Raw genomic sequence first — 12,861 nt, 5'->3', positions numbered from 1 at the left:
GCGCGTCAGGAGAAGTGGCGGAGGCTCGGCCAGAGTGCCGACCACGCGGCCGTGGTCCCGGTGCACAGGGCGACGGGCGTGCCCTGCTCGTCGTTGTCGATCCCGGCGTCCTGCACGGCGACCTCGCGGCAGCCGGTGAACGCGCGGGCCGGGCGGTCGAACGAGCCGACGAGCACCACGGCCCCGTCCATCCGGTCGGGCGGCGGGCCCCAGTCCGCGTAGGACATGTGGCCGGAGTACGGCGCGGGCAGGTCGTGGGCCGGGCCGTAGTGCTCGATCGCGCCCGCTTCGCCGTAGTTGCTGGTGAAGACGACGGCGTTGGCCTTCTCGGGAATCTGCCGCCACGCGTCGGCGACGGTCGCGACGAACCCCGGCCAGCCGATCTGCTCGCCCTGTTCCTTGTTCAGCGCGAGCACCGGGCCCAGCGCTTGCGCGGGCACGATCGGCAGCCCGATGGCGAGGGAGACCGCCGCCCCGAACGCCGCGGCGACCAGCCACCACCGCCTCGCCCGGCGGCGCGCGAACCACTCCAGCGCGGGCTGCACGCCGGCCGCGGTGAGCAGCATCAGCAGCGGCAGCGAGTAGTACGGCTTGCCGCCGAGCGCGAGCAGGACGACGCACAGGATCGGGTACGCGAGGGACAGCGAGCGCAGCCGCGGCGTCTTCCACAGCCGCACGATCCCGGCGATCCACACGGGCACCAGCGCGGGGGAGAGGTACGCGATCTGCAGCGGCACGAACATCAGGCGGTTCTCGGCGCCGTCGTTTTCGCTGATGCCGCCGGCGAAGGCGACCATGGGCCAGCCGTTGCGAGCCTCCCAGACGAGCACGGGCGCGACCGCCGCGAGCGCGATGGCGACGCCCGCCGCCAGCCACCATGTCCGGAACACTTCGCGGGGTCCCGTGATGAACACGCTGACGGCCAGCGCGAGGAGCAGCAGGGGCACGAGCCACTTGTTGAGCAGCCCGACGCCGGTCGCCGCGCCGATGGCAAGCCACCAGCGGCCGTCACCGGTCTTGAGCAGCTTGACGGTGAACAGCCCCAGCACCGACCAGACGAGCATGTCGATCGTGGTGGTGGACAGCATGTGCGAGACGACGAGGACGTAGCCGGACAGCGCCGTGACCACGGCGGTGATCACCTGACCCGCGTGCCCGGCCCCGAACTCCCGCGCGGCCAGCGCCAGCACGAGCACGGTCGCCACCCCGGCCAGCGTCGCGACCACCCTCAGCGCGGGCGCCGTGTCCCCGAACAGGCTCGTCGCGAGCCTCGCCAACGCCGGCGTCAACGGCGGCTGGTCCACGTACCCCCACGCCAGCCGGTTCCCGGCGGCGACGTAGTAGAACTCGTCGCGGTGGAAGCCGTACCCGCCCGACAGCGCCGTGAGCACCGCGGCCTGCACCACCACCACGATCCCGACCCCGCCGGCCGCGAACGGCGCCCTGGTTCTCGCGGCCGTCTCCGAAGCGGTTTCCCCCATGGCTCCCCCTCACCCGGAGGGCGGATCGTAACGCCGTCGCGAGATCGACAGGGCCCCCGTTTCCGACCCGAGACTTGCCGGGCCCGGGTCAGCGCGGCGACACGTCCCGGATGGCCCGGACCACGGCGTCCGGCCGCAGCCAGGCGAGGCCCGAGTGCCCGGCGTCGTCCAGACGGCGGACTTCGGCCCGGGGGAGCGCGGCGGCCAGGTCGGTGTACAACCGGTGCTTGGCCTCGTTGGACTCCGCCGGCGATGCCCGCGCTTCGGGCGGCAGCAGCTCCTCGGCGAACCGGTCGATCCCCATGGCGGACACGAAGATCAGCGGCACATCGGGATCGGGCCCCGCGGCGCGGACCTCGTCGAACAGGCGCGGCAGGTTCATCGGCTCCCGCAGGGACTGCCGGTAGCGCTCACGGCTGAACCCCTGGTCCCGCAGTGGCTCGCGGATCTCGGCGGGCCAGCCGGCGAGCGCCCGGCCGAACGTGGCCCGGTACGCGGTGCGCATCGCGTCCAGCTGTTCGGGCGGGAACACGTCCTCGGTGCTGGAGTTCCGCAACAGCCGCGCCTTCTCCTCCGGCAGGTAGCCGACGATGTCCTCGTGCGTCGGGTCGAGCAGGACCAGGCCCGCGACCTCGCCGGGGAACCGCTTCGCGTAGAGCCGCGCGTAGAGGCCGCCGAGCGAATGTCCGACCAGCACGTACGGGCCGGGCACTTCGGCGGCGCGCAACAGTTCGCGCAGGTCGTCGGTGACCTGCGTGCCGCTGCGGGGGAGCTCCACCGGGTCGCTCCAGCCCGTGCCGAGCCGGTCGTAGAACACGCTCGTGGTGAACTCCGCGTCGAGGTCGTGCACGGTCCGGTAGTACAGGCCGAACATGCCGCCCCCGGCCAGGAACACCACGGGCGGCCCGCCGGTGCCGGAGCGGTGCAGCAGCATCGCCCCGCCCGAGACCTCGTAGCGAGTCCCCAGCGGGGCCTCGGTGTCGTCCGCCATGCCCGGTGCTCCCGTCGCCGTCGCCACTCGCCCGAAAGTATCCGCGCCCGCATGGTGGGACGTGGAACAACGCCCACGGTGAGGCGTTGTCTCCAGCACGGGTCGACGGAAGGGGCAGGCATGACGGCGAGCACCAGGGACTTCACCCAAGCCTGGCAGGACTGGAAGGTCCAGCGTGAGAAGGAGCTGGCCGAGCCCTACGGCTGGCTGGCGCTGGTCTCCCTCGACTGGCTGGGGAATGAGCCGCGCAGCTACGGAAATCTGCCCGGGAAGTGGTGGCAGGACGCGGAAGCCGCGTACGTCGACCCCGATGGTGCGGACCTCGTGCACGAGGGTGAGAAGATCACCGGCGTCAAACGGATCGAGCTGGTGAACAGCGGCGCCGGGACGCGGGTGGTGGCCGGGGCCGTAGAGGTGGAGATCGCGAGGCGGTCGGGGTACCTGATTCGCGTGCACGATCCCGAGGCGCCGGTGCTGAAGACGTTCCGGGGTGTGCCGGCGTACGAGCCCGACGAGAACTGGGCCGTCGAAGCACAGTTCGAGTCGTTCGAGGAGCCGCGGCCGGTGACGGTGGGGGCGGTGGTCGAGGGGCTGTCGCACGTGTACACCGCGCCCGGCAAGGTCCGGTTCACCCGCGACGGCACCGAGTACACGCTCACCGCCTTCAACGGGCGCGAAGGCGGCTTCACGATCCTCTTCACCGACGCCACCAGCGGCGTCACCACCTACGCCGCCAACCGGTCGCTCGCGGTGGACAAGCCGGACGAGCAGGGCCGCGTCACGCTGGACTTCACGAGGGCCCGCAACCTGCCCTGCGCGTTCACCGACTTCGCGACGTGCCCGCTGCCGCCCGAGGGCAACCGGCTCCCGTTCGCCGTGGAGGCGGGGGAGAAGCTGCCCTACGAGCGGCAGTAGCCCTCACTCGCCGCGGAACTCGGGACGACGCTTGGCGCGGAAGGCGGCCAGGCCTTCGGCGAAGTCCTTGGTGGCGAACAACGACGACTGACCGGCCCGCTCCAGCTCGAACGCGCCGTCGAGCTGGGCCAGCGACGAAGCGGCCAACGCCCGCTTCGTCTGCGCGAACGAAGCCGTGGCGCCTTCGGCGAGCTGCCGGGTGATGCGCGCGACCTCCGCGTCGAAGTCGGCGTCCGCGACGACGTGCGAGATCATGCCCCACTCCAGGGCCTGCGGAGCCGGCACGCGCTCGGCCAGCATCGCCATGCGCGCCGCCCGCGCGCGGCCGATGGCGGCGGGCACCAGGGCGGTGGAGCCGCCGTCGGGCATCAGGCCGACGTTGGCGAAAGCCAGCAGGAAGTACGCCGACTCGCGCGCCACGCACAGGTCCGCGGCCAGCGCGAACGAGCAGCCCACGCCCACGGCCGGGCCGTTCACCGCGGCCACCACCGGCTTCGGGATGTCGCGGAACAGGCGGGTGAGCCGGTTGGCGGCGTCGATCGTGCCGGTGTCCGGGTCGGCCTCGATATCGGTGCCGGCGAGGTCGGCGCCGGCGCAGAAGGCCCGCCCGGCACCCGTCAGCACGACCACGCGCACGCTCGCGTCCGCCAGCGCCTCCTCCACGGCGTCGCCCGCGCGCACGAGCATCGCGGTGGTCACGGCGTTGAGCCGGTCGGGCCGGTCGAACTCGATGCGCAGCGCGGCACCGTCCTGCACGATCTTCACTGGCACATCAACTGGCGCGGTCAAGGAAGGCCCCTTTCAGGCGAGTCCGGCGTGGCGGCTGACGTACGCCCGGGCACGCGTCGGGTCGTAGGTGCGGGCGATCTGCAGTTTCTCCGCCTCCAGCGAACCTTCCGCGTGCGTGGCGAGCACGGCCTGGTAGCCACCGTAGTCGCGGGCGGTGAGGTCGGCGATGAGGTTCAGCAGCCGCAGGCGGGGCTCGGCCGGCACCGCGGCCGCGTAGTACTTCTCCAGCACCGCGCGGATCTCCGGGTTCGCCCAGTCCTCACCGCCGGGGCCGGTGGCGAGCAGACCGCCGGCGAGGTCCATGAGCTTCGCCGCCGCGTCGTGGAAACCGTGCGCGAAGGTGTACTTCGCCGTGTTCACCGCGACGGGGTCGGGCTGCTGGATGCCGTCCTGCCCGGGCCGCGACCGCAGCGCGGCCAGCTCCGCGAGCCCGCGCACGGTCTCGGCGTACGCGATCAGCTGCGTGATCTTGTCCTTCACGTGCCCGGCGCGCGCGATGCCGTTGTACTCCGCGATCAGCGACGCCGAACCCACCAGCAGGTCGAGCAGCGGCAGCTTGTAGTTGATCGCGCTGAACCGGTGGTAGTCCACGAACGCGATCGCCAGCGGTCCCGCCAGCTCGGGGCGGCGGTTGAGGAACACGCGCTCCTTCGGCACCCGCACGTCGTCGAACACCGTGAGGCTCTCGAGCATCTTGTGCTTCGACGACAACGGAAACTCGAACTCGTTGCGCTCGCCGGCGAGGTAGGGCGAGACGTAGATGTTCAGGCCCGGAGTGTCGATCGGGATCGCGAACGACACCGCGTAGTCCGCGTCGTCGGGACCCATCGCGCGGGTCGGCAGCACGATCAGCTCGTCGGCGTTGGCCGAGTACGACGTGTGGCACTTCGCGCCGCGCACGGTGATCGAGTCGGCGTCCTCGTCGACGATCCGCAGGTACAGGTCCGGGTCGGCCTGCTGGTGCGGCGCGAGCGAACGGTCGCCCTTCACGTCCGTCTGCGCCACGGCCAGAGCCAGGTCGTCGCGGCACACGCGCTCGTGGAACGCCTTCGCGCGCTCCAGCTCTTCACCCTCCAGAGTGCGCAGCAACGCGAACATCGCGTCGCTGCCCACCTCCTTGAGCACGATGATCCCGCCGCCCAGCCGGGAGACGGTCTCGATCAGCTCGCCGCGGGACCGCAACTGCTCGGCCGAACGCGGCACCCGGTAGAACGCCGAGTAGCCGTCGGCGACGGCCAGCTCGGGGTGCGACTGCGAGATGTCGAAGCAGTGCGCGGAGTGGTCCACCGCGAGCGTCAGCTCCGGGTGGTCGCCCACGCTCGCCACCCGCTGCCCGCGGTAGAACACGCGACGGCCGTCGCGCAGCCCGTCCCGGTACTCCTTCGCCGTGCGCAAACCCATGTGTCGTCCGCTTTCTGTCTCGGTGGGGTGGTCAGTGGCCGGCGGCGAGATCACGGCCGATGATCTCCTTCATGATCTCGGTGGTGCCGCCGTAGATCGTCTGGATGCGGGAGTCCACAAAGGCCCGGGCGACGGGGTACTCCAGCATGTAGCCGTAGCCGCCGTGCAACTGCACGCAGCGATCGATCACGCGCTTCTGCAGCTCGCTGGCCCACCACTTGGCCTTCGCCGCGTCGACCGCGGTGAGCGAGCCGGCGTTGAGCTCGTGCACGCATGCATCGAGGTACGCGGCCGTCACGTCGCGTTCGGTGGCGATCTCTGCGAGCACGAAACGGGTGTTCTGGAAGTCGCCGATCGGCTTGCCGAACGCCTTGCGGCTGAAGCAGTATTCGCGCGTTTCGGCGAACACCGCGTCGACGCTCGCGAGGCTGCCGACGGCGATCGACATGCGCTCGCGCGGCAGCCGTTCCATCAGGTGCGCGAACCCGCGGCCCTCGGTGCCGAGCAGGTTCGCCGCCGGCACCCGCACGTCCTCGAAAAACAGCTCCGCGGTGTCCTGCGCGTGCAGGCCGACCTTGTCGAGCTTGCGCCCGCGCGTGAAACCGGGCGTGCCGTTCTCGACCACGATCAGGCTGAACCCGCGTGAGCCCGCCGCCGGGTCGGTGCGCGCCACCACGATCACGAAGTCGGCGTTGATGCCGCTGGTGATGAAGGTCTTCTGTCCATTGAGGACCCATTCGCCACTGTCGCGCACGGCCGTGGTGCGCACGCCCTGCAGATCGCTGCCCGCACCCGGCTCGGTCATCGCAATGGCGCCGATCAGCTCGCCCGAGGCCATGCCCGGCAGCCACTTCCGGCGCTGTTCGTCGGTGCCGAGGTCCTGCACGTACGGGATGATGATGTCGTCCTGCAGCCCGAAGCTCGAGTGCAGCGACGCCGCTCCGACGCGTGCCAGCTCCTCGGCGACGACCACGCGGTAGCGGTAGTCCGGCTGGCCGGCGCCGCCGTGCTCCTCCGGCACGGCCAGCCCGATCACGCCCTGCTTGCCCGCGGCGCGCCAGACCTCGCGGTCGATCAGCCGGTCGGCGTCCCAGCGGTCGAGGTTCGGCACGACCTCGCGCGCGGTGAACTCCCGCACCAGTTCGCGGTAGGCCTCGTGGTCGGCGGTGAAGAGCTGGCGCTGCACGGTGCCCCCTGCGTCGTCGAAAGTTATCTAACGATCGTTAAACACGCCCGCCGCTGTCAAGAGACCAGGGTCACTGTATATCTAACGATCGCTAAGTTACCTTCGGTGCGGAAACCGTGGGCCGAACAAGGGAGTCCGGATGCTGCGCACGCGCTTCTGCGAGGTTTTCGGGGTCGAGCACCCCATCGTCCAAGGCGGCATGCAGTGGGTGGGCCGCGCGGAGCTCGTGGCCGCCGTGGCCAACGCGGGCGCGCTCGGGTTCCTCACCGCGCTCACGCAGCCGACACCGGAGGACCTGGCGAAGGAGATCGTCCGCTGCCGGGAGCTCACGGACAAACCCTTCGGCGTGAACCTCACGATCCTGCCGTCGATCAACCCGCCGCCGTACGCCGAGTACCGCGACGTGATCACCAGCTCCGGCGTGCCGGTCGTCGAGACGGCCGGGTTCAACCCCGCCGAGCACCTGCCGGCGTTCCGCGCGGCCGGGGTGAAGGTGCTGCACAAGTGCACCAGTGTCCGTCATGCGGTGAAGGCGCAGGCCCTCGGCGTGGACGGGGTCTCGATCGACGGGTTCGAGTGCGCCGGGCACCCCGGTGAGGACGACGTCCCGGGGCTGGTGCTGATCCCCGCCGCGGCCGAGCAGGTGACGATCCCGATGATCGCCTCCGGCGGGTTCGCCGACGGCCGCGGCCTCGTCGCCGCCCTCGCGCTCGGCGCCGACGGCGTCAACATGGGCACCCGCTTCCTCGCCACGGCCGAGGCGCCGGTGCACGACAACGTGAAGCAGCGCCTCGTCGAGGCGACCGAGCGGGACACGGAGCTGATCTTCCGGTCGCTGCGCAACACCGCCCGGGTGGCGTCCAACGCCACGAGCCGCGAAGTGGTCGGCATCCTCGCCGGCGGCGGTGGCTTCGACGACGTGCGCGACCTGGTGGCGGGCAGCCGCGGCCGCAAGGTCTACGAGACCGGCGACATCGACCTCGGCATCTGGTCCGCGGGTGTGGTGCAGGGGCTCGTCCACGACGTGCCGACGGTGGCGGAGCTGGTCTCCCGCATCGTCGCGGAGGCACACGAGATCATCGCCGGCCGCCTGGCCGGCGTGCTGGCCTGAGGAGGACACGGATGGACATCGCGAACACGGTCGCGCTCGTGACCGGCGGGGCGTCGGGGCTGGGCCTGGCCACCGCGAAGGAGCTGCACAAGCGCGGCGCGAAGGTGGTCGTGGTCGATCTGCCCACTTCGGACGGTGCCGCGGTCGCCGCGGAGCTGGACGGTGTGTTCGCGCCGGCCGACGTGACGAGCGAGGCCGACGTGCGGGCCGCTGTCGACATGGCCGCGTCGCTGGGCGACCTGCGGGTGGTCGTGAACTGCGCGGGCATCGGCAACGCGGTGAAGACCGTCGGCAAGAAGGGCGCGTTCCCGCTGGACGCGTTCACGAAGGTGGTGTCGGTCAACCTGATCGGCACGTTCAACGTGCTCCGGCTGGCCGCCGAGCGCATCGCGCAGGTCGACCCGCTGGGGGAGGAGCGCGGGGTCATCGTGAACACCGCGTCCGTGGCGGCGTTCGACGGTCAGGTCGGGCAGGCCGCGTACTCGGCGTCGAAGGGCGGGATCGTCGGCATGACGCTGCCGATCGCGCGCGACCTGGCGAGCCTCCGGATCCGCGTGATGACCATCGCGCCCGGGCTGTTCCACACGCCGCTGTTCGCCACGCTGCCCGACGAGGCCGTCGAGTCGCTCGGGGCGCAGGTGCCGCACCCGTCCCGGCTGGGCGACCCGGCGGAGTACGCGGCGCTGGCCTGCCACATCGTGGAGAACCCGATGCTCAACGGCGAGACCATCCGGCTCGACGGCGCCATCCGCATGGCCCCGCGCTGAGCCTAGACTCGGCGGGGAAGCTTCCGGACTCGATGGGTGGAACATGGTGCGTGTGCGGGAGGCGGTGGCCCCGGCCTCCGCCTCGGTCTCGGTCGAGGTCGAGCCGGGGGCCGACTGGCGGCACTACGACGAGCTGGAGCTGACGCCCCTGCTCGCCGCCGCGCTCGACGCGTTCTACGAGCACGGTTTCCACGGCACCTCGGTGCGCGACATCGTCCGCCGGGTGGGGCAGACCGTGCCCTCGCTGTACTACCACCACGACAGCAAGGAAGGCGCCTTCGCCGCGTTGCTCGACCTGGGCACCGGCGAAGCCGTCAGCCGGGTCAACGCGGCGGCGGCCGACGCGGCCGGTCCGCGGGAGCAGCTGGTCAACGTCGTCGAGGCGGTGGTGCTGCACATGACGCACCGCACGCGGCTGGCCGCGCTGGACCTGGAGCTGCGGCACCTCTCGCCGGACTCGCGCAAGCGTTATGCCGCGCGCCGCAAGGAGATCGAGACCGTCCTGACCGGGATCATCGAGGACGGCGCGCGCGAGGGCGTGTTCACCGTGGCCCACCCCGAGGAGACGGTGCGGGCCGTGCTGGGCATGTGCCAGTCGATCGCGCGGTGGTACCAGCCCGGCGGCCCGCTGAAGCCCGAAGAGCTCGCCGGGCGGTACGTGGACCTCGCGCTGCGCACGGTCGGCGCGCGGCCGGTGAAGCGCAAGCGCTGAGGTGCGTCACGGACGCGGCGCCGGCTCCAGGTACAGGGTGCGCCAGATGACCTCGGTCATGGAGTCGGCCAGCGCGTCGTCCTCGGACTCCGGGGTGAAGCGCAGGGTCTGGTGGCAGGTGCGTTCGACCATCCAGGTGAGCGCGGAAGCCGTGGCGCGCACGGGCATCGGCGTGATCGTGCCGGCGGCCTGGCCGCGCTCGATGATCGCCGCGATGGCGTCGACGAGGCCCTCCATGATGCCGCGGTAGAGCTCGTCGACCTCGGAGTCGTACGCCGCCATCTCGATCACCGCGTAGAGCACCGAGCGGTGGTTGCGGTAGCGGGCGATGATCTCGCTCAGCGAGGCCCGCAGGTCCTCGGGGTCGCGCGCGTCGGCGCTGTTCCACCAGCGTTGCGCGGCTTCGGTGAGGTCGGCGAACACGTGCTGGGCGAACAGCCGCAGCAACTGGCCCTTGTCCTCGAAGTAGACGTAGAAGGTGGCGCGCGAGATGCCGCCTTCGGACGCCAGGCGGTCGACGCTCAGCTCGGTGAACGTGAGTCCCTCGCCCATGAGGCGCTCGGTGGCCTCCAGCAACTGGCGGCCGAGCGTCTCCCGGCGCTGCTGCTTGCGCGCGGTCTGGGGCTTGCGGGTCACCGACGGCATCCAGCCTCCTTGTCCTCGCTCTCACCCTACCGGCTCGCCGCTCGAATTGACTGGACAGAGAATCCAGACATACTGTCTTGACAACATGTGAGCTGGACCATACGCTCAACTTAACGAACGCTAGATAGCTCTCCCGAGGTCACAGCCGACCGGTTCGGGCGCCCGCGGCGCACCGGTCGGCTCCCCGTCCGGTTCCCCTGCCAGGAGCGCCCATGTACCCCGGTGTCCACGCCGAGCAGTTCCCCGACAAGCCCGCCGTCGTCGTGGCCGGCGACGAGGTGCTCACGTACGGGCAGCTGGAGGAGCGTTCGGCGCGGCTGGCGCGCTACCTGCATGACGCGGGGCTGCGCCGCGGCGACCACATCGCGCTCCTGTCCGGAAATGACCCGAAAGTGTTCGAGGTCTACTGGGCGGCGCTGCGTTCCGGGCTCTACATCACGGCCGTGAACCGGCACCTGTCGCCGGCCGAGGTCGCCTACATCGTCGACGACTGCGGCGCCGAGGCGCTGATCGTGTCGGCCGGGCTCGCCGGGGTGGCCGAGGCCGTCGTCGCGGACACGCCGAAGGTGCGCCTCCGCCTGGCGTACCGGGGAAGCGTGCCTGGCTACGAGTCCTATGAGGACGCGCTGGCGGGCACGTCGGCCGAGCCACTGGCGGAGCAGCCGCGCGGCATGGACATGCTCTACTCGTCCGGCACCACCGGCCGGCCTAAGGGCATCAAGCCGCCGCTGCCCGAGCGCCGGGTCGACGAGCCGGGCGATGTCTACACCGCGGTTTTCGGTCCCCTGTACGGGTTCGGCCCCGACACGGTCTACCTCTCGCCCGCGCCCGTCTACCACGCGGCGCCGCTGCGCTTCGGCGGCGTGGTGCAGGCGCTGGGCGGCACGGTGGTGCTGATGGAGCGGTTCGACGCGGAGCAAGCGCTTTCCGCGATCGAGACCTACGGCGTGACGCACAGCCAGTGGGTGCCGACGATGTTCGTCCGCATGCTCAAGCTGCCGGAAGCCACGCGGGTGAAGTACGACCTGTCGAGCCAGCGCGTGGCCGTCCACGCCGCGGCGCCGTGCCCGGTCGACGTCAAGCGCGCCATGATCGACTGGTGGGGCCCGGTCCTGCACGAGTACTACTCGTCCACCGAGGGCAGCGGCATCACGTTCATCGACAGCGAGCAGTGGCTGCGCAAGCCCGGTTCGGTCGGGCCGGCCGGTGTCGGCGTGATCCGGATCTGCGGCGAGGACGGCGAAGAGCTGCCGGCGGGCGGCATCGGCACCGTCTACTTCGAACGCGACGCGCTGCCGTTCGCCTACCACAACGACCCGGGCAAGACCGCCGAGGCGCAGCACCCGCGGCACCCGACGTGGACCACCACCGGCGACGTCGGGTACGTCGACGAGGACGGCTTCCTGTTCCTCACCGATCGCAAGGCCTTCATGATCATCTCCGGCGGGGTGAACATCTACCCGCAGGAGATCGAGAACGCGCTGACGCTGCACCCGAAGGTGCTCGACGTAGCCGTGGTCGGCGTGCCCGACCCGGAGATGGGCGAGGCGGTGCAGGCGTTCGTCGAACCCGTGGGCGAGGCCGGGCCGGGCCTCGGCGACGAGCTGCGCGAGTACCTGCGCGAGCGCATCGCGCACTACAAGGTCCCCCGGGCGTTCACCTTCGTCGACCGGCTGCCCCGCACGCCCACCGGGAAGCTCGTCAAGGGCGAGCTCACCCGCTGACCGACCACTTCGGACCCACCAGGAGCGAGAAGACCATGCAGATCAAGGCCGCGGTGCTGCGCGCCGCCGACGGGCCCTACCGGATCGAGGACGTCGAGCTGCCCGCGCCGGGCGCGGACCAGGTGCTGGTGCGCATCGCCGGCGCCGGGCTCTGCCACACCGACCTGCTGCCGCGTGCACCGGGGTTCCTGGCCGCGCCGCCGATCATCACCGGGCACGAGGGTTCGGGTGTCGTCGAGGCCGTGGGTGCCGACGTGACGAGCCTGGCGCCGGGCGACCACGTGGTGCTGTCGTTCGACTTCTGCGGCCACTGCGCCAACTGCGTCGCCGGGCACCCGTCGTACTGCGAGACCTTCTTCCCGCGCAACCTCACCGGCCACGACCCGGACGGCGAGCAGCCGGTGCTCGACGCCGCGGGCGAAGCCGTGGCCGCGCGCTGGTTCGGGCAGTCGTCGTTCGCCTCGCACTCGGTCGTCGCGGCGCGCAACGCGGTGAAGGTCGACCCGGAGCTGCCGCTGGAGCTGCTCGGCCCGCTCGGCTGCGGCATCCAGACCGGGGCGGCCTCGGTGTTCAGCGCGCTCGGCGTGGAGCCCGGCACGAGTTTCGTCGTGTTCGGCGCCGGTGGCGTGGGCCTGTCCGCGGTGATGGCGGCCCGGGTGGCCGGGGCCGCGCGGATCGTCGCCGTGGACCTCAACCCGCGCCGGCTGGAGCTGGCGAAGGAACTCGGTGCCACGCACACCGTCGACGGCGCCGCGCCCGACCTGGTCGAGCAGCTGCTCGCGGCCACGGGCGGCGCTCAGTACACCGTGGACACCACCGGCGTGCCGTCGGTGATCACCACCGCGATCGCGGTGCTGCGCCCCACCGGCACCTGCGGGCTCGTCGGCGTGCAGCAGGGCGACGTGGTGCTCGACCCGACGGCGCTCGCCGTGGGCCGCAACGTGATGGGAATCCTCGAAGGCGACGCCGTGCCGCAGGTGATGATCCCGCGGCTGATCGAGCTGTGGCGCCAGGGCCGGTTCCCGTTCGACCGGCTCGTGGAGACGTTCCCGTTCGAGGAGATCAACGAAGCCGAGCAGGCGAGCCTCAAGGGCGAGGTCGTGAAGCCCGTCCTGGTTCCCTCCGCGCGGAAGGAGTGA

Annotated in this window: 12 protein-coding genes; 6 read left to right on the top strand and 6 right to left on the bottom strand. The window is 71.4% G+C overall.

Going from position 1 to position 12,861, the window contains the following annotated elements:
• Positions 1 to 5: 5 nt before the first annotated feature.
• Together ACQPXB_RS30010 and ACQPXB_RS30005 are read right to left on the bottom strand one after the other, a co-directional pair.
• On the bottom strand, positions 6 to 1,481 hold the full coding sequence (locus tag ACQPXB_RS30010) for a glycosyltransferase family 39 protein (protein WP_386949572.1): 1,476 nt from the start codon (positions 1,479 to 1,481) through the stop codon (positions 6 to 8).
• Positions 1,482 to 1,569: 88 nt separating this feature from the next.
• Entirely contained in the window at positions 1,570 to 2,472 is a 903-nt protein-coding gene (locus ACQPXB_RS30005) for an alpha/beta fold hydrolase (RefSeq protein ID WP_432845253.1), read from the bottom strand.
• Between the two features lie 120 nt (positions 2,473 to 2,592).
• Between ACQPXB_RS30005 and ACQPXB_RS30000 the strand changes: the two genes are divergently transcribed.
• The gene (locus ACQPXB_RS30000; RefSeq protein ID WP_432845251.1) at positions 2,593 to 3,387 is read left to right on the top strand and encodes a DUF1684 domain-containing protein; all 795 of its coding nucleotides are present in this window, start codon (positions 2,593 to 2,595) and stop codon (positions 3,385 to 3,387) included.
• A 3-nt stretch (positions 3,388 to 3,390) separates the two neighbouring features.
• Here ACQPXB_RS30000 and ACQPXB_RS29995 read toward each other — a convergent pair whose 3' ends face one another.
• The 3 genes from ACQPXB_RS29995 to ACQPXB_RS29985 are packed head-to-tail and all read right to left on the bottom strand — an operon-like array spanning position 3,391 to position 6,763.
• Entirely contained in the window at positions 3,391 to 4,152 is a 762-nt protein-coding gene (locus ACQPXB_RS29995) for an enoyl-CoA hydratase-related protein (protein WP_386949565.1), read from the bottom strand.
• 36 nt (positions 4,153 to 4,188) lie between these two features.
• Positions 4,189 to 5,577, bottom strand: coding sequence for a 4-hydroxyphenylacetate 3-hydroxylase N-terminal domain-containing protein (locus tag ACQPXB_RS29990; protein WP_432845250.1), 1,389 nt, complete (start codon positions 5,575 to 5,577; stop codon positions 4,189 to 4,191).
• 31 nt (positions 5,578 to 5,608) lie between these two features.
• On the bottom strand, positions 5,609 to 6,763 hold the full coding sequence (locus ACQPXB_RS29985) for an acyl-CoA dehydrogenase family protein (protein WP_432845249.1): 1,155 nt from the start codon (positions 6,761 to 6,763) through the stop codon (positions 5,609 to 5,611).
• A gap of 139 nt (positions 6,764 to 6,902) precedes the next feature.
• Between ACQPXB_RS29985 and ACQPXB_RS29980 the strand changes: the two genes are divergently transcribed.
• From ACQPXB_RS29980 to ACQPXB_RS29970, 3 genes are read left to right on the top strand one after another with little or no spacing between them, the layout of a single operon-like run.
• A complete protein-coding gene (locus tag ACQPXB_RS29980; protein ID WP_366581556.1) occupies positions 6,903 to 7,874 on the top strand; it encodes an NAD(P)H-dependent flavin oxidoreductase in 972 nt (323 codons plus the stop codon).
• An 11-nt stretch (positions 7,875 to 7,885) separates the two neighbouring features.
• Positions 7,886 to 8,641 carry a 3-hydroxyacyl-CoA dehydrogenase gene (locus ACQPXB_RS29975; RefSeq protein ID WP_386949557.1) on the top strand — a complete coding sequence of 252 codons (756 nt, stop codon included), beginning with the start codon at positions 7,886 to 7,888 and terminating at the stop codon, positions 8,639 to 8,641.
• 43 nt (positions 8,642 to 8,684) lie between these two features.
• The gene (locus ACQPXB_RS29970; protein WP_386949555.1) at positions 8,685 to 9,353 is read left to right on the top strand and encodes a TetR/AcrR family transcriptional regulator; all 669 of its coding nucleotides are present in this window, start codon (positions 8,685 to 8,687) and stop codon (positions 9,351 to 9,353) included.
• A gap of 6 nt (positions 9,354 to 9,359) precedes the next feature.
• Here ACQPXB_RS29970 and ACQPXB_RS29965 read toward each other — a convergent pair whose 3' ends face one another.
• Positions 9,360 to 9,998, bottom strand: a complete 639-nt coding sequence (locus tag ACQPXB_RS29965; RefSeq protein ID WP_366581561.1) for a TetR/AcrR family transcriptional regulator — start codon at positions 9,996 to 9,998, stop codon at positions 9,360 to 9,362.
• 212 nt (positions 9,999 to 10,210) lie between these two features.
• Between ACQPXB_RS29965 and ACQPXB_RS29960 the strand changes: the two genes are divergently transcribed.
• The gene (locus tag ACQPXB_RS29960) at positions 10,211 to 11,722 is read left to right on the top strand and encodes an acyl-CoA synthetase (protein WP_432845247.1); all 1,512 of its coding nucleotides are present in this window, start codon (positions 10,211 to 10,213) and stop codon (positions 11,720 to 11,722) included.
• Between the two features lie 35 nt (positions 11,723 to 11,757).
• The gene (locus ACQPXB_RS29955) at positions 11,758 to 12,861 is read left to right on the top strand and encodes an NAD(P)-dependent alcohol dehydrogenase (protein ID WP_432845246.1); all 1,104 of its coding nucleotides are present in this window, start codon (positions 11,758 to 11,760) and stop codon (positions 12,859 to 12,861) included.

The organism is Amycolatopsis sp. CA-161197, assembly GCF_050942255.1.
Taxonomy (GTDB): Bacteria; Actinomycetota; Actinomycetes; order Mycobacteriales; family Pseudonocardiaceae; genus Amycolatopsis.
This window is presented reverse-complemented; position numbering and strand designations above follow the sequence as displayed.

Bases quoted from the DNA above. Each gene is read 5' to 3' on its own strand.
- ACQPXB_RS29990 (WP_432845250.1), bottom strand. From the start codon at position 5,577: ATGGGTTTGCGCACGGCGAAGGAGTACCGGGACGGGCTGCGCGACGGC.
- ACQPXB_RS29965 (WP_366581561.1), bottom strand. From the start codon at position 9,998: ATGCCGTCGGTGACCCGCAAGCCCCAGACCGCGCGCAAGCAGCAGCGC.
- ACQPXB_RS30010 (WP_386949572.1), bottom strand. From the start codon at position 1,481: ATGGGGGAAACCGCTTCGGAGACGGCCGCGAGAACCAGGGCGCCGTTC.
- ACQPXB_RS29960 (WP_432845247.1), top strand. From the start codon at position 10,211: ATGTACCCCGGTGTCCACGCCGAGCAGTTCCCCGACAAGCCCGCCGTC.
- ACQPXB_RS30005 (WP_432845253.1), bottom strand. From the start codon at position 2,472: ATGGCGGACGACACCGAGGCCCCGCTGGGGACTCGCTACGAGGTCTCG.
- ACQPXB_RS30000 (WP_432845251.1), top strand. From the start codon at position 2,593: ATGACGGCGAGCACCAGGGACTTCACCCAAGCCTGGCAGGACTGGAAG.
- ACQPXB_RS29955 (WP_432845246.1), top strand. From the start codon at position 11,758: ATGCAGATCAAGGCCGCGGTGCTGCGCGCCGCCGACGGGCCCTACCGG.
- ACQPXB_RS29975 (WP_386949557.1), top strand. From the start codon at position 7,886: ATGGACATCGCGAACACGGTCGCGCTCGTGACCGGCGGGGCGTCGGGG.
- ACQPXB_RS29970 (WP_386949555.1), top strand. From the start codon at position 8,685: ATGGTGCGTGTGCGGGAGGCGGTGGCCCCGGCCTCCGCCTCGGTCTCG.
- ACQPXB_RS29980 (WP_366581556.1), top strand. From the start codon at position 6,903: ATGCTGCGCACGCGCTTCTGCGAGGTTTTCGGGGTCGAGCACCCCATC.